Below are 18,013 nucleotides of genomic sequence, written 5' to 3'. Positions count from 1 at the left end.
TATTGGTCTCTCTCGGTTACTTGACGAGCAGCATGCGCTCGAGCGACAGGCGCGCCTTGTCGGCGACGTCTTGCGGCACGTGGATTTGCGGCTGCATCGTTTCGAGCGCCTTGACGACCTTCTTCAGATTGTTGACCTTCATGTTCGGGCAGACGAGAAACTTGCTCGCGAAATGGAACGTCTTGTCCGGGCTGTCCACCCGCAGCTGGTACCCCGTGCCGTCCTCGGTGCCGACGATGAACTCCTTGTGGCTCGATTCGCGGCAATACTTCAGGATACCGGTCGTGCTGCCGACGAAGTCGGCCAGCTCGACGACCTCGGGCCGGCATTCCGGATGCACGACGAACTGCGCGTTCGGATGCTTCGCGCGCATCTCGTACACGTCTTTGACGGTCAGCATGTCGTGCGTGTTGCAGTAGCCTTCCCAGATGATCATCTTCTTGTCCGTATGCTGCTGCACGTAGTGACCCAGGTTCTTGTCCGGGCACCAGATGACCTCGTCGCCTTCGACGGAGTTGACGACCTTGACCGCGTTCGCCGACGTACAGCAGATATCGGTCTCGGCCTTCACGTCTGCGGACGAGTTGATATAGGTCACGACCTTGGCGTTCGGATGCTTCGCCTTCAGCTCCCGCAGGCCGATCGGATTGACCATGTCCGCCATCGGGCAGCCCGCGCGCTCGTCGGGGACGAGCACGGTCTTGTGCGGCGCGAGGATCTTGGCGCTCTCGCCCATGAAGTGAACGCCGCAAAACACGATGACGTCCGCGTCCGTCTGCGCGGCCTTCTGGGCGAGCAGGAACGAGTCTCCGCGGAAGTCGGCCACCTCTTGAATCTCGTCGCGCTGGTAATAGTGAGCCAGAATGATGGCATTGCGTTCCTTCTTCAGCTGCGCCAGGCGCTCGCGCAGCTCGCGGTTCTGCTCCGCTTTGCGTTCAAGGGCTAAAGCTTCCATGGTGAGTCTCCTCCTGCGGCGTTGACGCCTGGATATGTTTAATTGTGAAAATAAGCACAAATTAGGCCGTTTAACAAAAACGGGTTGCCAAAATCGCAACCGCCGTCGGTGAGTCAACAATAAATTTACACTTGCCGGGGGGCACTGTCAATGAATGTTCACAGATTTCCGCAAGAAGTTTTACGTGGATTTATCGGCTTCCCGAGGCTCGGAAACAATCGGGAACACGCGTTCCTCCGCGCATGCCGGAAGGTCGATCGCAAAAAAATTCCAGCGCATCGCAAATTAGTCGTTATGAAACCGCATTCATTAATCTGCGCCGTCTATTAGAATGAGGAGTGACTTCAAACATTTCCCAACAAGGCAGGCGTTAGACATTGACCTCCTCTCCCGCATCCCCCGCTTCGCTGCACCGGCAGGACCGCCGCAGATATTCGCTGCGCACGAAATGGATGCTCCTCATTTGTATTGCCGTATTTCTCTCGCTGACCGCCAGCACGCTGATGCTATTCGCTACCGTGAGGAGCTCGCTTCAACGTTCCTTTGCCAATGCCAATGCGGTACAGGTCGAGAGCGCGACGCGCGAAATGCGGATGCTGACCGAGCAATACGAAAAATCGCTCGAGCAGCTCTCCTTGTCCATCGGGGCGCTGGCCGCGAGCGCCGGTCGTCCGGCCCAACCGATTGCGCTGCTGCTGCAGGCGACACAGGCCAAGGATCCTTCTTTGCAGAACGTCTTCTTCATTCCTGCCTCGGACGGGCATACGCTGGCGTCTTCGAGCGCGAATCCCCCGGCTGACGATCGGCAATCTTCGCTATACCGGCTCGTCGCGCAAGAGAAATCCACCGCATGGACGAGCATCCGCCTGGACGCAGCCGCCGGCAAGATGACCGTCACCGTAGTGACGCCTGTCATGAAGGGCTCGGAGCTGTACGGCACCGCGGGCTACGATATCGATCTCGCGGGAATCGGCGCGCTGCGGGAATCGAACGAATCGTTCGGCAAAAACAAGCTGATCCTTTTCGATGACCGCGGCCTCGTCGTCACTTCCTTCATGAAGGGAATGGAAGGAAAAAATATCGATCCGAACGCGAGCGGACGGACGGAAGGCACGGCCGACGCACTCAAGGATGCAGGCGAGATGAAAAAAACGTTCGCGTGGGTCGAGGATGTAGCCGCCGGCAAACGGGAGGATATCGCGTTTAAATGGCAGGGCGTGCGATATGCCGGCACGGTCTCTTACGTTTACTCGATGAACTGGAACGTCGTCTCCTTCACCGAACGAAAGGCGCTTGACCGGAGTTTGCAAGGGTTTGTTCAGATCAGCGCGATCGCCCTTGTCATCGGGCTCGTCATCGGCGCCCTGGCCGCCCTCTATATTGCGACGCGGCTCTTGCGTACGATTAATGCCCTCCGCAGGACGATCGCCAGGACGGCGGACGGGAATCTGACCGCGGAGTTCGACTATGCGGCAAACGACGAACTCGGCGACTTGGCTGCGAGCTACAACGAGATGCTGCATCGCGTCCGATCGCTGATCGGGAAAGTGAATGTCGGCGTGTCCTCCGTCGAAGAGACGGCGCACGGCGTTAGGGTCATTTCGGGAGAAAACGGCAGAACCAGCCGAGAAGCCGCCCGGTCGACCGAGGAGATCGCGGCAGGCGCGGCTGGCACGACGCTCGAACTGGAGAAAAGCGCCGAAGCCGTACGCCTGTTAACCCGGGAGATCGGCACGCTGACGGTTCAATCCGCCGATATCGAACGCGAGCTCGCGACGTCGGAGGTGCAGGTTCGGGACGGGGACGCTAGCGCCGCGCATCTGGAAGCTTCGTTCGAGGAGCTCGAGCAAGCGTTCGGTCGGGTGGCCGGCATGGTCGACGATCTGTGCGCGCAATCGCAATCGATCTCGTCCGTCACCCGGGCGATCTCCGATATAGCCGAGCAGACGAATGTCCTGGCCGTGAACGCCGCGATCGAAGCTGCGAGAGCGGGCGCGCATGGCCGAGGCTTCGCGGTCGTCGCGGACGAGGTCAGACGGCTGGCGCAGCAAGCCCGTCACTCTGCGATGCAGATTCAGCGGACGATCACCGGCGTACTGGAGCAGACCGGCAGCCTCGCGGAGGTCGTGAATCGCACCCATGAAGTGAACGGCATTCAGAAGGACGCGGTGTCCCACGTTAGCCGCGCGATGAACCAAATCCAAACTTCAATCGCGCGAATGCTCGCGCACGTGGCTCAAGAACGCTCCACGATCGCCGCCATCGATTCTCAAAAAGGCATCGTCGTCTCTTCTATCGATACGATCCTGTCCGTCTCCGAGCAGACGGCGGCCTCCTCGCAGGAGATCGCCTCTTCGGTTCAAGCGCAGGCGGCTGCTGCGGCAGAAGTGTCCGAGCACGCAGCGCGCCTCGTCGAGCTGGTCTCCGAGCTGAAGGAGGATGTAGCAAGGTTTAAGACGGAGTTGTAGTTCGCGAGATCAGGGATCGGGATGCCAGCGTGCGTCCCGGTTCCTTTTTTTGTCTAAAACGGAACCTCTTGCGCATTTGCGGTGTCTAATCCGATGGAGGTGTTGCTGGCTTGGATGAAACCCACTGGCCCTACATTGAAAACATGGACGCCGGCGGGCTTCGCGAGTTGATGCTGCAATACGGGTCCGAGGTGTGGAACCTTGCCTTTGTCCTCACCAAACGCAGGGATCTCGCGGACGACGTATCCCAGGACGTATTCCTCGCCGCCTACCGAAAGATCGATACGTTTCGTGGCGCTTCTTCCGTTCGCACGTGGCTGCTGTCGATCGCGCGAAATACGGCCATCAATCGTTTGCGGTCTGCCTTCCTGCGCCGCGTCACGCTGATGGAACGCATCGATGACCGAGCGCATGATGCCGGTCCATCCGAAATCACGGAAACAACCTACGAGCGGAGCCGGTTCAGCATCGACGGTCTCGACTACCTCGGTTGGGAAAAGAAATTTCTCCCGCTATCCTCCGGCACGTTTTTCTTCGATGGTGTCCTGGGAGCCCGAGGATTAATTCAATCTTTAATGCTGCCCGATCGCGAAAACGCACATCCGGATGTAATTAAATTGTCCGGTACGATCATTTTTACGACTGGCGGAGAAGCCTATACTACTTCAGACGGAATTAAAGTCGGACTGACGCAAGCTGAGGTTATCGCCAAACTCGGCCTGCCAAACGCCCGCACGAAGACGCAATGGAGTTACCGAATCGGCGATAACCTTCGTTTTCACCTGCTTTTCGAGAGCGGAAAAGTGCGTTTTATCTCGCTAACCATGACTGTCTAACCGCTTCATCGTTCAGCGAGGTGATCCGCGAAGGTCCCCCCCTACTTGATCGAACAAAACAAAACCCGCGATCCGCTGCACCGAGCAGCGGAATCGCGGGTTTGTTTGTGTGAAAGTTACTTCGGCTCGTTGTCCTCGTCGTTCCGTTGATCCGGGTTCGGAGGGGTCTGATTGGCGTTCGACTCTTCGTCGCGCGGGGTGATGCGGACGCGGACGTTGCCGCCGAGCGTGTCGATGGTCGGCTCAACGCCGGTCGGCTCGCTGCCGGAATCGCCGCCGTCTCCATCGTTCGCGGCGTTGATGTCGCCCTTCTCGATGAGCGCTTTGATCTGCTCCAATTCGAGCGTCTCTTGCGAGAGCAGCGTATTGGCGAGCAGGTGCACTTCGGCGCTCTTCTCGGTGAGCAGCTTCTTCGCGCGATCGTAGCAAGTCTGGATGATCATTTGCATCTCTTGGTCGATCTCGTACGCGATCGCATCCGAGTAGTTCTGCTCGTGGCCGATATCGCGGCCGAGGAACACTTGACCTTGGGTCGCGCCGAACTGCATTGGCCCGAGCTTGTCGCTCATGCCGTATTCCATGATCATGCTGCGCACGATGCCCGTCGCTTGCTTGAAGTCGCTGTATGCGCCCGTGCCGATCTCGCCGATGAACAGCTCTTCGGCGACGCGGCCGGCGAGCAAGCCCGTGACCTTATCCAGCAGCTCTTGCTTCGTGACCAGCATGCGGTCTTCCTTCGGCAGCATGATGACGTAGCCGCCCGCGCGTCCGCGCGGAATGATCGTCACCTTGTGCACCATGTCGGCATGCTCCAGGAAGAAGCCGACGATCGTGTGGCCGGATTCGTGATAAGCGACGATGCGCTTCTCGCGATCGCTGATGACGCGGCTCTTCTTCTCGGTACCGACGATGACGCGGTCGATCGCTTCGTCGACCTCTTGCATCGCGATGTCCTTCTTGTTCTTGCGCGCCGCGAGGAGCGCCGCTTCGTTGAGCAGGTTCTCCAGGTCGGCGCCGGTGAAGCCGGTCGTCCGCTTGGCGATCGTGTTCAGCTTGACGTCCTTGTTCAGCGGCTTGTTGCGCGCGTGAACCTTAAGTACTGCCTCGCGACCCTTGACGTCCGGACGGTCGACCGTGATCTGACGGTCGAAGCGGCCCGGGCGAAGCAGCGCGGGGTCGAGAATGTCGGGACGGTTGGTCGCGGCGACGATAATGATGCCTTCGTTCGCGCCGAAGCCGTCCATCTCGACGAGCAATTGGTTAAGCGTCTGTTCGCGCTCGTCGTGTCCGCCGCCGAGGCCTGCGCCGCGCTGACGGCCGACGGCGTCGATCTCGTCGATGAAGATGATACAAGGCGCGTTCTTCTTCGCGTTTTCGAACAGGTCGCGGACGCGGGATGCGCCGACGCCGACGAACATCTCGACGAAGTCCGAACCGGAGATGCTGAAGAACGGCACGCCGGCTTCGCCCGCTACGGCGCGAGCCAGCAACGTCTTACCGGTACCCGGAGGGCCTACGAGCAGTACGCCCTTCGGAATGCGCGCGCCGAGCGCGGCGAACTTGCGGGGATCCTTCAGGAATTCGACGACCTCGACGAGCTCCTGCTTCTCTTCGTCCGCGCCCGCTACGTCCTCGAACGTCACGCGCTTTTTCTCTTCATTATAGAGACGGGCTTTGCTCTTGCCGAAATTCATCACCTTGCCGCCGCCGCCCTGCGCCTGATTGATCAGGAAGAAGAACAGGATGAACATAATGACGAACGGTATGATGGAGGTGAGGAACGTCAGCCAGAAGCTCTCGCCCTGCATCGCCTTGTTCTTAAGTTCGAAGCCCTGCGCTACCGCTGCGTCGTTGATCGCGTTGGCGTCGCGCTCGGTCTGAATCCGAGTCGAGAATGCATCGCCCTTGTGACCTTCGGGCGTCTGCCCTTCCTTGAAGTGGCCGGTCAGCAGATAGGTGCCGCGGTTGACCTGCATCTCGAGGTCCTGAATGGTCTTCGACTGGATCGCAGTCATGAGCTGATTGTAGGTGAGCGGCTCGGTCGTCGTATTCTTGCCGATGAAGAACTGGACGATGCCGACGGTCACCAAAAATATAAGCAAATAAAATCCCGTATTCCGGATAAACCGATTCATCCCTGACCTCCTCCCGACACGCTTTCATCATTTTACCATAGCCTGTCTTGGTATCTCAATAAAACGCGCGGCTGCGCGGAAAAACCATCGGAAGGCTGCAGTACTCAGCGGTTCGAGTAAATTTCTTCTTTTAAAATGCCCACGTAAGGCAGGTTGCGGTAATGCTCCGCGTAGTCGAGACCGTAACCGACGACAAACGCATCGGGAATGCTGAAGCCCGTATAATCGGCGTTCAGGTCGACGGTGCGGCGGCCCGGCTTGTCGAAGAGCGCGATGACCCGGACGGACTTCGCGTTGCGGCGCTCGAGCACGTCGATGAGATAGCTGAGCGTGAGGCCGCTGTCGATGATGTCCTCGACGATCAGAATGTCGCGGCCCTCGACCGAGGTGTCCAGATCCTTGACGATGCGGACTTCCCCGCTGGAGCGGGTCGAGTTGCCGTAGCTCGATACGGCCATGAAGTCCAGCTCGATCGGGATCGTGATATTCTTGGACAGGTCGGCCATAAAAATAAAGGCGCCCTTCAACACGCAGATTACCAGCGGGTTGCGCCCCTCGTAATCGCGGCTGACGGCGGCTCCCAATTCCTGTACCTTCGATTGGATCTGCTCTTCCGAGTAGAGTACTTCTTGAATGTCATTCTGCAATGCTGGGACCTCCCGGGCCGATATTAAACGGTATGATGGCTTGACTCCGAACATGTCACGCGGATGGCCGCTCCCGCCCCCGAGTTCGGCTTCGGTACGGCATGGCGCGAACGCCTGAGGCCAGGTATCCAGAGGATACGGCCGTCGCCGTCGATGAGCAGCGGCTTCAGGTGACGCAGGCTGCGGGGAACCTTCGCGTCGACGAGTATATCTTGCACCTTCTTGGAGCCGTTTAGTCCCAATGGCTCCATTCGGTCTCCCGGCATCCGGCTGCGCACCGCGAGCGGCAACGCAAGCTCCGCCTCGTCAAAAAAGGCCTCCCAACGGGAGCCCGGCGAAGGGTCGCAGATCCCGGCCTCCCGGCTGAACCGGAATACAAGGCCGCACTCCGGCACCGACACCTCGAGCCGTTCGGTACGCGCAGGGAGCTCCGCGACGGTATAGGCATAGCCGGCTTGCGCGTCCGGCGCAGGTCCTATGTACGCATAGCCATACTCCCGAAGCAGCACAAGTCCGCCCCCGATGTCGACGCGGGCGACGTCCGGCCGCGCTGCGGTCAGTATCGCCACGATCTCTTCCACCTGCTCGAATCGAGCCTGGGCATGCGGTCCTGCAAGACCATTTAATATCAGTTTAATCATTCTGCGTTGTAAAGCAAGGTGAAACCCCCGGACGAGACGCGCGTCGAGCCGCCATCCTCCGCCGGAGCGCCTGGCCCCCGCGGCCAGAGCGCGACGGGCTTCGGCCTCCATATAATCGTCGTCAGCCGAAGCAAGCTCGGCTAGGCGGGCCAACCCGGCGCGCAGGTCCGGATTGTACCGTTCGAGATAGGGAAGCGCTTCGAGCCGGATCGCGTTGCGGACATAATGCGTCTTGGCGTTGCTGCTGTCCGTCGCGAACGGCACGCCGTGCCGCTCGTTGTATGCGAGCAGCTCGCCTTTGGTTATACGCAGCAAGGGGCGTATGAGTTCCAACTCTTCTTCGGCACGCCGCATGGGGATGCCTGCCAGTCCGGTCACGCCGCTCCCGCGCAGCATCCGCATGAGCACCGTCTCCGCCTGATCGTCCGCATGGTGGGCGACCGCGATCGTCTTGGCGCCGTGGCGCCGCGCGACGTCGCGCAGGAACGCGTATCTCCGCTCCCGCGAAGCGGCCTGCGAATTCAAGCCCGTCGCTTCGATATACGCGGGCATATCGATCTCCGCCAGCTCGAACGGAATCCCCCAGGCGGCGGCGGTCTCGCGCACGAGCGCCGCTTCGGCGTCGGACTCCGTCCCGCGGAACCCATGGTTGACGTGCGCCGCGATGACGAGCCAGCCGTCCCGGACGGCCGGTGCCTGCAGCAAATGGAGCATCGCCATCGAGTCCGGTCCGCCGGAGACGCCGGCGACGATGCGCGCGCCGGGACCGATGCCGAACGTATCCCTCAGCAACCTCGCGATCCGAACGGCCAAATCGTCTTGCGCCTCCACTCGTACTTCCCCCAATTCCCGTTCTATTGAAGCAGCCAGATTGCGGCGGCGGACACGCACAGCAAGAGCGAAGCGGCGAACAGTCCCGCCATCCATCCGGGCACCTTTCCGCGGCTGACGTGCACGGCCTCTTCAGCCGCCGCCCGCATGCGAGCCCGCCAGTGCTCGGACGCCTCGCGGGCGTCCTTGAACTTGCCGTAGAGGGCGAGCTCCATCCAGCTCTCCATCTTCTTCAGCTCGGCATGGCTGCGGACCAGCGCCATCAGCTCGCGCGGATGCCGGTTCTGCGGCAGCAGCATCTTGGTCATGTGCAGCAGGCGCTTGCCGTCGAGCGCGTGGATCCATAGCACGGCAACGGAAAAGACGTCGTACGACGGATCCGCCGTTCGGCTGCCGGCCGACCAATAGCCGCGGTCGTACACTTCCGTGAACTGTCGTACCGAACGCCCCATCGCCGTCATGCCGCCGTAATCGACGAGCGAGACGCGCCCGTAATCGGTGACGAGGATATTGTCGCTTTTGACGTCGCCGAACGCCCAGCCCGCCGCGTGCAGCTCCGCGAGCCGGTTCAGCAGGCGATACCCGACGACGCCGTACCAGGCGCCGCCATGCTCGGCCAAGTACGTCTTCACCGGCACGCCCGGCACGTATTGCATGACGTAAAACGGCAGGACCCGGCCCTGCCACTCCGCATCGTCCACGTCCAGCAGAAAAGGCGGACGCCTACGCTCCCGCTGGTCCAGCGAGGCGAGCACGTTCGCTTCGGCTTGAAGGTCTTCGAGCTGCATGCCGATCTTCAGCGCATAGGTCCGCAGCCCGCTGACCGCCATATAGACTTGCCCGTTCGCCCCGACCCCGAGCATGCGCTCCAGCCGGTATGAACGTCCGTTCCACTTCCCGCGCAGTACCGTTCCGGCCGGCACGCGCGCGTCAGACGACGTAGTCACTCCGCATCCCGTCCGTATCGTCGCGCCTCGCAGGCGCAGTGTGCTGCGGTTCTGTTTCCAGTTTACCACAAGTTTCCCTGAAAAACTCCACCACGCGCAAAAGCGCGGGGCCCGTCGGCGTCGTTCCCTTCATGCTGATGCGCCCGAAAATATGGCCGATGCGGTCGGCGCGATCCGTCCAGTCCAAATCCAGAATACAGGCTTCGTGCGAGCGCTCGCCGGGGAAGTGGAATACCGCGACCGCGCTCTCGCCGCGCCTGGCCTGAAGGCTCAGCGCCAGATCCCGCACGGCTTCCTCTACGGCTCTCATCTTCGGCTTCATGCTCGCGCTCGCGTCGATCAGCAGCGCCACGCGCAGCTCGGCCGTTTCGCCCAGATCCTCCATGACGCGCACGATCTCCGCCCGCTTGTCCGGCGGCAGCTCCGCCGCGGAATCGACGCCGAAGATTTGCCGAAGCTCCCGATTGACCTCGCCGCGAATCGTTGCTTGCACCGTCTGCCGCGTCATCATCTGCACCGTCCGGGATAGCAGCGCCGGCGATACGATCCGGCTCATGCCGCCGCCCGCCCGCGCGATCTCGGCGATCTCGAGCGCCCCCCTGCTCGCCGATCCCTCCCTCGTCCACGATGCCGACGACATTGACGGAGATACCCTCCGCCTGCGCGATGGACGCCGCGATGGCCGGGCTGTCCCCGACGTTCGAGCAGCCGTCCGTGATCAGCAGGATTTGTCTCATGCGCCTCACTCCTTCTATCGCTATCATTCTAGCTCCAGTGTCGCCAAGAGAAGGAAGATTTAACCGTCGTAGATGCGCAGTGCTCGATAAGAAGAGGAGCTGAACGAGCATCGCGTATCAGCTTCGGCGTCGCCGGGATTCGTCCGGACCCGCAAGGAGAGGCGGACCTTCTACCCGGCCGTTCGCTTTTTTTGAGCAACGAGATCAGCAACAGCAGCAGAGGAACGACCACCGTAGGAAGGAGCGTCGAAAAGGGACCGATTCGAAAGTTATAAAAGGAAAGATCGTCCTGATGGATAAAGCTTCTGTGCGCCAGCGCGAAAAACAACAGCCCGACAGGCAGCCAAAAGGCGCGATCTCGCTTGATCCCGAAGAGATGGACGAACACCTGCATAAAAACAAATTGAAGCACGATGATCTCGAACAACGTGAACACGGTCCAGATCCCGATGATCACGATCTCGATTCGCTCGAGATACTCGCCGAACTTAACGAGCTGTATCGCCGAGAAAAAGGGAAAGGTGACGCTCTGAATAAGGTTCATTCCCAAAGAACCGAAAGAGAGGTACGTCGCCGCGAACAAATAGAGGCCCGATAGCAGCAGCGCGATCAGCGTGTAAGGCAGCAGCTTGCGGCCGTTGTTGACGCGGGAGAACAAAAAGCAAAACACGATCGATTTGCCGAACGGAAAATAAAAAGTAAGAAAGCTGCCGTAAACGATCTCCGACGCCCCATGCTGAAAAAGCGGCAAAAACGGATTGAACGCCACGTCTTTACAAATAAACGCAATGATGAGGAGGATAAAAAAACAAGAAGAAGGACAGCAGCACTTGGACCGTTCGGACGATCGTGCCGAGACCGAGACTCGCCGCGTAAGTCGTCGTCAATGCGATGAGCAGTATAATCTGGCCGGATGAAGTGTTCGGAAGCACGACCGTTCGGTAGAACGAAGTCAATGCCTGAAAAGCCGCGCCCTGAATTTCAAGGATATAAGCCAAATAGAGAAAAAGAACGATCTTGGCGATTTTCTTGCCCAGCAGTCGGTCGAATACCGCGGTCATAGGCAAGCCCGGATAGGGCCGCTGCACGGCATAAAACACGCATAAAATGCCGAACGACATGGCGATGCCGCATATATACGACATCCATACGTCCGGCCCGAGCAGCTTCGCTTCCTGCAGAAACAGCGTCGAAAAGCCTGAAATAAAGCTGAAGATCAGGCAGATCCATGCGCCGGAGGATATACGATCCTGCATTCGCTCGCTTCAGTCCTCCTAGCCGATTCCCAGTTTTTTAAGCATATAGCCGGAGACCGGACCATAGATCCACTTGTATACGGACTCCACCGTTGGCATCTCTTTTCCGACGACCGGCGCGCAATAAGCCGCGACGACGATGCACAAAGCAAGGATAGCCGCGCCTTCGCGAAAACGAAGCCGTCTCCAGCAAGAGAGGCACGCTCCGATCCCGTACCCGATCGCGGCCAGGCATACCGCATTAGTCACCATCGGCTCGCTCCTTCGAATATTGAATCATGCCCAGCCTGTCGATCCTCACTTCCGCCCGAACGTTGATAGGCATCGATGGATAAAGCTCGGCCCAGTCGGCCTTCGCGGCCGCCCATTGCTTCGGATGCCGCTGCGCGAACAGATCCGAGAAGCCGACAACGTCCGTACGAAGATCACGCTGAAAATAAGCGACGCTGCCGCCGATCTTGCGCTCGAGCGCTCTTGATGCGGCCTGTTCGAGCTCGCGGATCTCCGCCGGGTCGTCGAGCGGCAAAGGCTGGTCGATCTCCCCCCAGCGTCGCCGAAAAGCTTAATGCGAGATCGACCCAGGGTCTGCCGTTCCTAAAGCCGGTATGTACGGATTGCCGGGTCTCCTCAAAAAATAAAGTCGCGCGCTTGTTCGCGTTCTGCGCGACGGAAATAACGAACTCCATGTCCCTCCATTTATTTTTGGCGGACAGCAGTTGAACGGCGAGCACGTCGTCGCCCTTGATCCATTGCTTGAACTTGCCCTTATCGAAAACCGCCCCTCCCCCGCAGGCTCAGCGTTTGCTGCGCATTGGCGGGCAGCCTTTCGACGCTTAGTTTGCCGGTTGCGAATCCTCTGTAGGGGCTGGGGTACCAGTTCGCGATTTCATGGATGCTCAGCATGATGCTTTTTCCCCATTCTTTTTTCATTTCGGACTTTGCCCAGCAGATCGTTGGACAGCAGGTCTCCGCTGGCGACTTTGACGTTCAGCTTGTCGGAAGCCTTGCCTTCGCTGACGATCACGTAGCTCGATAAGCGGACCTGACGGTTGCGCATCAGGAAATCCATAATGCCGTAAAAGGAATGCCGGGCGGCGTCTTCCCCGATCAGGGCGAATTTATTGTGCTGCCAGATCATTCGGTTGCCGACGAGCCCTCTGAGATTTCTGGCGGTCTCCAGGATGGAGGCGCCGCTTGTGCTGACGACCCATCCCGCGAGTTTGGCGGATTTTTCCGTGCTAAGCGCGCCCGGCATGACGTTGTAGGCAGAAATCGTATACAGCTCCGTCTTCGGGTCGTAATCGATGCCGACGGCCATGATGAGCGCCAGATCGCTGATCTCCGTCACGTCAGGCGAACAACCGGCGGCAAAAGGAAATAGCATAGCCAGCAGCAGCGCGCCCTTGAGGAAGGCTCGATTGCTTCTGCGGGGTGCCACGCTAGGAGCCTCCCTTATTACGGGCTCTGTATTTAACGGGAGGTAGAATAAATTTTTGAAGCGTCTCCCTCCATCCTTTGCCGCTCACGGGATTCAGGAAGGGCACGCCGCATGACTGAAGCGAGCACAGATGACAAAGAAGCGCGAGGAAGCCCAGCGAAATGCCCAATACGCCGTTGTATGCCGCGAGCAGCATGAACGGAAACCGAAGCATTCTAAACGAAATCGCGGTGCTGAAGGCAGGAATCGTAAAGGAGGCAATGCCCGTCATCGCGACGACGATGACCATCGGGCGCGAAACGATCCCCGATTGAACGGCGGCCTCCCCGATGACCAAGGCGCCGACGATGCTGACGGACTGTCCAACGGCCCTCGGCAGCCGCAGACTGGCTTCCCGAAGAATTTCGAATGACACTTCCATCAGGATCGCTTCGACAAAGGTCGGAAAAGGAACGCCCGCCTTGGAAGAGAGGAAAGCCATCATCAGCGGCGTCGGGATCATTTCCAAATGAAAAGTCGTCACCGCAATATACAAGGCGGGACCGAATAACGAGATAAATAAAGTGATCATCCGGAGGACGCGGAGAAAGTTAGCGAAATAAAATCGCTCGTAGAGGTCTTCGCTGGGATGCATCATCTCAAAAAAGGTGGTCGGCATGATCAGCGCGATCGGCGTACCGTCCGCGATGATCGCCGCTTTGCCTCGATTTAAAGCCGTGACGACGCGATCGGGACGCTCCGTGTTGAATACTTGGGGAAAGGGCGACCAGGTGCTGTCCTGTATCCTTTCTTCGATTTGCGTGTTCACGATTAAGATATCGAGACGAATTTGATCCATTCTGCTTTTCAGTTCGTTTAGAACGCCCGGGTCGATTTTTTTTTCGAGATAGAGCAACGTGACGCGCGTTTGGCTTTCGGATCCCAGGAGATAAGTGACCGTCTTCAAATCCGGCGTTTTTAACTTTCGGAAGATCAGGCTCAGATTGGTTTGCAGATCTTCGATAAAGCTCTCGCGCGGGCCTCTGACATTGACCTCGATCTTCGGCTCTTCGATCGCGCGGGTCTCGTATCCGGGAAGCTTGATTCCGTATGCGGACGAATGGTCGTCTGCGAACAGGACGATGCCGGCATCGGCGATGAACGCCGCCGCCAAGTCGATCCGCGGTATCGATTCGACGCCGCTTACCGTATGCAAAGAGTCCAGGATCGTGCCCCTCGATGCCGGATCGAGCCGGCTTTGATCCTCGCTTATTTTGCGGATCACGAATTCGTTCAACGCTTTTTCATCGATCAGCACGTTGATATAGACAAGAATCGCGCGCCCGCTCTCCGCGGCGCTTATATCCCGGACGATCAGATATTCATTCTGCTTGAATAACTGCCGTATGAAAAGCACGTTGCTTGCGGCGGACGTTTGAACGGGTATTTGCTTGTCCTCCATGATCCCACCGCCCCGAACCGTTCTGCGGCGCGCCTTCAACCCGGCTAGTCGCCCGATTATTATGGGAAAAATGCCTTTCTGTTATTCGCTTTTGAAAATTCAGGAATTTGTGGCCGGCCCCTCGTCACGGCAGCCCGCACGCAAAAGAGACCCCGCGGGGTCTCTCTTAAATTGATTATGCTGGCTCGTACTTCTACCGCCTGCCGATCCGGTCGATCTGGCGCACGTCCGCGAGCAGCGCGTCGATGCCTTTGGCGGCCGACTCCGCCCGCGCCCTCGTGTCCTGCACCTTGGTCATCAGGTCGAACTGGATGAACTCGACCCGCTTCTTCGCAGCCCCGATAAATACCTGGTCCGCAGGCGTCTCGGGCTTCATGGCGTTCAGCTTGTCGAGGATCGCCTGCGCCTGCTGCCGCGTATCCTGCTCCATCGCCCTGCCGAAGGCGGCTGCATCCGACAACCCGGCAAGGGCCAGTTCAGCGGCCTGCTGATAGTTGTCGAGCAGCCCGTCGTACAGCGCCGAGGCCGCGGGATCTGCCGCGATCTCGAGAATGACGATCGGATTGCGCAGCTCGGAGAGCGGATCCGGCGGGAACGTCGAGGCCGCGTCGATCAGCTCGCCGGTCTCCCGCAGAAAGCCGTCGATATTCACGCGAATGCCCTCGATCTCCTGCTCGATCGGCTCCATCTTCTCGACGGCGTACAGAATTTGGGCGAGGTACTGGACGTGCGCCTTGTGGTACCGAAAAAAGTGATTCGTATAAGGGCCGCCGCCTGCCAGCTTGGCGAGCTTCTTAAGCAGGGACATGGCGCCCTGCATGGCGTATTGCAGCTTTTTCTTGTCATAGACGGCCTTCGCCGTGCGCAGGAGCGACTTCTCCTCCAGCACCTTTTCCTCGTTGCGCTTGATCTTTAGTGCGTCTCCCATTGCGGACCTGCCTTACCTGGAGCCGGCGGCCACGAGCGACGAGCTGCCCGTGCCGGCGTCATCCTGGTCTTCTTGGACGACCGGAGCCGGATTGAGCAGGGCATAGATCTGCGCAGCAGCCTGATCCTTGTCGGTAAGGATCTGGACCGCCAGCCGCTTCATCTCCACCTCGGCTTCAAGCAGCGAGTTGCGCAGCTCCTTCTCGCGGACCGACTCGGTCTGCAGGTTGCGGGAGTAGCTGTCGAGCGCCTCGCCCTGACCGAGGAGCGCTTCGACGACGATGCCGTCCGTCCGCAGCACGTGGCGGTTGGCAGCCAAGATAATGCCCGGCACCGAGATCGAAGTTCCCGTCGAGTCGTCGAGATAGACCGACGTATAGTCCTTTTTGACGCGCAGGTAGTTCGACGACGGGATGACGTTGCCGTCCTCGTCCTTGAACGGCTGCTCCTCGACGAACCGGTGGTGCTTATCCTGGTAATCGAAAATATTGGCGAGCTGATAAATGATAGCGTTGCGTACCTCCGTGCGTTTGTCCGGCACGATCGTCTCCTCGAGCAGCGCGTCGAGCTGCGGCAGCGTGACTTCGCGGTACACCTTCTCCTCTTTGCCGTTGACCGTGTCGATCGTGAAGTAGCCGATGCGCACGTCCACGAGATGGAGCAGCGTGATGAACTCCTGGTTCATCTGGCGGAAAACGAAGTTGAGCGTGCGGCTGACGTTGATATTCTCGATCTCGCGGACGATCGTCGACTCCTCGCCGGTCGTGCTCTTGTCCTCGTAGGTCGTGTTGATCTGCACGTCGCGCCGCGCCGATGCCTTGGCCACGTGCTTCTGCGTATTGTTGGAGACGTTCTTCGCGAACTGCTCCCGCGCCGCGTTGGTACCGCCGCTCATGCTGGCGCTCACCTTGGCGCTGCCCCAGCCCCAGCTGGCTCCCGCTTCGGCCGCTACCTTATATTCGTTGCTTTCCTCGTAGTTTTTCTGATCCGCTTGCTCCTTGGCGATCGACTGTTCGAACTCCTCGGAGATGTCGTCCGTCACGGAGTCGAGGATCGTCGCGGCGCTCTTCATCGTCGTCTCGCTCTGGGCGTAGGAGCGGATGCTGATCTTGCTCTTCTCGCCGGGCAGCAGGGAGAACGTCTTGATCGTACGTCCCGCGCCATAGTTGGCCAAGTACGAAGACAGCCGGTACGATTCGACGAGGATGATGCGCTTGAGCCGCGAATTGACCTCCGGCGTGATCGTGACGTTCACGGCGATCGTCGTCTCGACGAGGTTGCCCGCATTGTCGTAGGCCCGCGCGGTAATCGTATGCTTGCCGCCTTCGTTCAGCGTGAGCGTACCCTTCCAGGTCGACCAGTCGCCCGGCGACTTCTCCGCGGCGCGGACGCCGACCGGATTCAGGTCAAGCGCCAGCTCGACGTAGGCGATCCCTCCGGCGTCAGCCGCCGTGCCCGTCACCTGGATGACGGCCCCTTGCGAATAAGGACCCGACACCTGCGCGTTGTTGGCCGGCGTGGCGATGCTCACGGTCGGCGGCGAAGCGTCGACCAGCAGCGTGATGCTGTGCGTGCCCGTATTGCCCGCAGCATCGAAGGCTTTGGCGACGATCGTATGACTGCCGCCGGTGAGCGTGACCGTCTTCTTCCAGTTCGCGTAGCCGTTCGCGCTCTCGGCCAGCTGCGCGGCCGTGCCGTCGACCGACAGCTCGACGCGGGCGACGCCCCGGTTGTCCCCGGCCGTCCCTTCCACCGTGACGTTCACGGCGGCGCCGCCCTTGCTGCTAAGCAGCGCGCCGGCGGACGGCGTGACGATCTTCACGGTCGGCACGATCGTGTCCGGCTCGGCGGCCAGCTGGACCGTGACGTTGATCTTGCTCGACGTCGTGAGCAGCGAGGCCGAGTGCTTCGCCTTGGCCGTGATCGCGACCGGTCCAGCCGTCTTCAGCACGGTCGTAAAGGACCATTCGCTGCCCGACAGCGTCGCCGCCTGGAACGCGCCGCTGCCGATCTGCACCTGCACGTAGGCGATGCCCCCGCCGCCGCTCACGACCGAAGCCGTGCCGCGGATCTCCACCGTCGCGCCCGTATACGGCCCGGTGATCGTCCCGTTCGCGGCGGGCGACGAGATGCTCACCGACAGCTCGACCGGATCCGGGTCCGGATCGGGATCTCCCGGCAACGGGTCGCGCGGCAGCATCGAAGGGACGTACCCGTCGGTCTCCGCGGCGACGCCGCCTTCGGCCGATCTCAGCAGGCTGGCGCGGGCGGACGGCGCCGCGTCCAATGCCGGCTCGGTCACCGGGGCCGCCTGCGTGAATACGTAAGAGAGCGCGCCGGTCATCGTCTTCGTGACGTTGAACTTGCGGCCCTCCGCCTCTTGGCGCTCGATCTCCTCCGGCGTCAGATTGGCGAAGCGCGTCGTCATCCGTTCTCCCGAATTCTGCTTCGCGAGGAGCAGTTCCGAGGAGGAGAGCTCAGGCGCCGCGGCAGCAGCCGGAGCTGCGGCGAACAGACCTTCCCTCTGCAAGCCGTTATGCGCCGCCGTCGGCAGGAAGTAGCCGTCGTGCAGCTGCAGGTCGATGAAGTTGCGGCCGCTGTAAGCCGTCGGTTCCGGAACGTTGTAGCTCAGCACCGGCGCGACCCCGTTCGGTTGAAGCTTGATCATCGGTTCCTGGCCGGCTTTCGAGGGATTTTCGTTTGCCATTCCATCATTCATCTCCGTTTCGCTCGTTAAGGTAAAACGGCGGGATC

General features: G+C 60.0%; 15 protein-coding genes and 2 pseudogenes. 2 read left to right on the top strand and 15 right to left on the bottom strand.

Going from position 1 to position 18,013, the window contains the following annotated elements:
- Positions 1–16: 16 nt before the first annotated feature.
- The gene (gene nadA / locus OMP38_RS34230; protein WP_277568997.1) at positions 17–955 is read right to left on the bottom strand and encodes a quinolinate synthase NadA; all 939 of its coding nucleotides are present in this window, start codon (positions 953–955) and stop codon (positions 17–19) included.
- A gap of 377 nt (positions 956–1,332) precedes the next feature.
- Here nadA and OMP38_RS34225 point away from each other — a divergent pair, with 377 nt between their 5' ends.
- The gene (locus OMP38_RS34225) at positions 1,333–3,423 is read left to right on the top strand and encodes a methyl-accepting chemotaxis protein (protein WP_277568996.1); all 2,091 of its coding nucleotides are present in this window, start codon (positions 1,333–1,335) and stop codon (positions 3,421–3,423) included.
- 110 nt (positions 3,424–3,533) lie between these two features.
- Positions 3,534–4,259 carry an RNA polymerase sigma factor gene (locus tag OMP38_RS34220; protein ID WP_277568995.1) on the top strand — a complete coding sequence of 242 codons (726 nt, stop codon included), beginning with the start codon at positions 3,534–3,536 and terminating at the stop codon, positions 4,257–4,259.
- A gap of 116 nt (positions 4,260–4,375) precedes the next feature.
- Here the strand turns inward: OMP38_RS34220 and ftsH are convergent, their stop codons facing one another.
- The 14 genes and pseudogenes from ftsH to OMP38_RS34155 all read right to left on the bottom strand — a co-directional run bounded on the left by ftsH (position 4,376) and on the right by OMP38_RS34155 (position 17,966).
- Entirely contained in the window at positions 4,376–6,394 is a 2,019-nt protein-coding gene (gene ftsH, locus OMP38_RS34215) for an ATP-dependent zinc metalloprotease FtsH (protein ID WP_277568994.1), read from the bottom strand.
- A 104-nt stretch (positions 6,395–6,498) separates the two neighbouring features.
- Positions 6,499–7,041 carry a hypoxanthine phosphoribosyltransferase gene (gene hpt, locus OMP38_RS34210; RefSeq protein WP_277568993.1) on the bottom strand — a complete coding sequence of 181 codons (543 nt, stop codon included), beginning with the start codon at positions 7,039–7,041 and terminating at the stop codon, positions 6,499–6,501.
- A 23-nt stretch (positions 7,042–7,064) separates the two neighbouring features.
- Positions 7,065–8,513 (bottom strand): tRNA lysidine(34) synthetase TilS, encoded by a 1,449-nt coding sequence (gene tilS, locus OMP38_RS34205; protein WP_277568992.1) that lies wholly within the window; start codon positions 8,511–8,513, stop codon positions 7,065–7,067.
- 23 nt (positions 8,514–8,536) lie between these two features.
- Positions 8,537–9,460, bottom strand: a complete 924-nt coding sequence (locus OMP38_RS34200) for a protein kinase domain-containing protein (protein WP_277568991.1) — start codon at positions 9,458–9,460, stop codon at positions 8,537–8,539.
- Positions 9,444–10,197: pseudogene (locus OMP38_RS34195) on the bottom strand (vWA domain-containing protein). The gene OMP38_RS34200 and the pseudogene OMP38_RS34195 overlap by 17 nt, the downstream one beginning before the upstream one ends.
- 28 nt (positions 10,198–10,225) lie before the next feature.
- The gene (locus OMP38_RS34190; protein WP_277568990.1) at positions 10,226–10,966 is read right to left on the bottom strand and encodes a GerAB/ArcD/ProY family transporter; all 741 of its coding nucleotides are present in this window, start codon (positions 10,964–10,966) and stop codon (positions 10,226–10,228) included.
- A 4-nt stretch (positions 10,967–10,970) separates the two neighbouring features.
- Complete coding sequence (locus OMP38_RS34185) at positions 10,971–11,453, bottom strand: GerAB/ArcD/ProY family transporter (RefSeq protein WP_277568989.1); 483 nt, start codon at positions 11,451–11,453, stop codon at positions 10,971–10,973.
- Between the two features lie 18 nt (positions 11,454–11,471).
- Positions 11,472–11,705 (bottom strand): hypothetical protein, encoded by a 234-nt coding sequence (locus tag OMP38_RS34180; RefSeq protein ID WP_277568988.1) that lies wholly within the window; start codon positions 11,703–11,705, stop codon positions 11,472–11,474.
- Positions 11,695–11,991: a Ger(x)C family spore germination C-terminal domain-containing protein gene (locus OMP38_RS34175; RefSeq protein ID WP_477100096.1), complete on the bottom strand. Its 297-nt coding sequence runs from the start codon at positions 11,989–11,991 to the stop codon at positions 11,695–11,697. Before OMP38_RS34175 ends, OMP38_RS34180 begins: the two co-directional genes overlap by 11 nt.
- Positions 11,879–12,226 (bottom strand): annotated as a pseudogene (locus OMP38_RS36565) (hypothetical protein); the annotation flags it as partial. The pseudogene OMP38_RS36565 and the gene OMP38_RS34175, both read right to left, overlap by 113 nt.
- A gap of 113 nt (positions 12,227–12,339) precedes the next feature.
- Positions 12,340–12,891 (bottom strand): Ger(x)C family spore germination protein, encoded by a 552-nt coding sequence (locus OMP38_RS34170; RefSeq protein WP_277568986.1) that lies wholly within the window; start codon positions 12,889–12,891, stop codon positions 12,340–12,342.
- A 1-nt stretch (position 12,892) separates the two neighbouring features.
- The gene (locus tag OMP38_RS34165; protein WP_277568985.1) at positions 12,893–14,332 is read right to left on the bottom strand and encodes a spore germination protein; all 1,440 of its coding nucleotides are present in this window, start codon (positions 14,330–14,332) and stop codon (positions 12,893–12,895) included.
- A 193-nt stretch (positions 14,333–14,525) separates the two neighbouring features.
- On the bottom strand, positions 14,526–15,260 hold the full coding sequence (locus tag OMP38_RS34160; protein WP_277568984.1) for a hypothetical protein: 735 nt from the start codon (positions 15,258–15,260) through the stop codon (positions 14,526–14,528).
- Positions 15,261–15,272: 12 nt separating this feature from the next.
- Entirely contained in the window at positions 15,273–17,966 is a 2,694-nt protein-coding gene (locus tag OMP38_RS34155) for an Ig-like domain-containing protein (protein ID WP_277568983.1), read from the bottom strand.
- Between the last annotated feature and the right edge of the window lie 47 nt (positions 17,967–18,013).

The organism is Cohnella ginsengisoli, assembly GCF_029525555.1.
Taxonomy (GTDB): domain Bacteria; phylum Bacillota; class Bacilli; order Paenibacillales; family Paenibacillaceae; genus Cohnella; species Cohnella ginsengisoli.
This window is presented reverse-complemented; position numbering and strand designations above follow the sequence as displayed.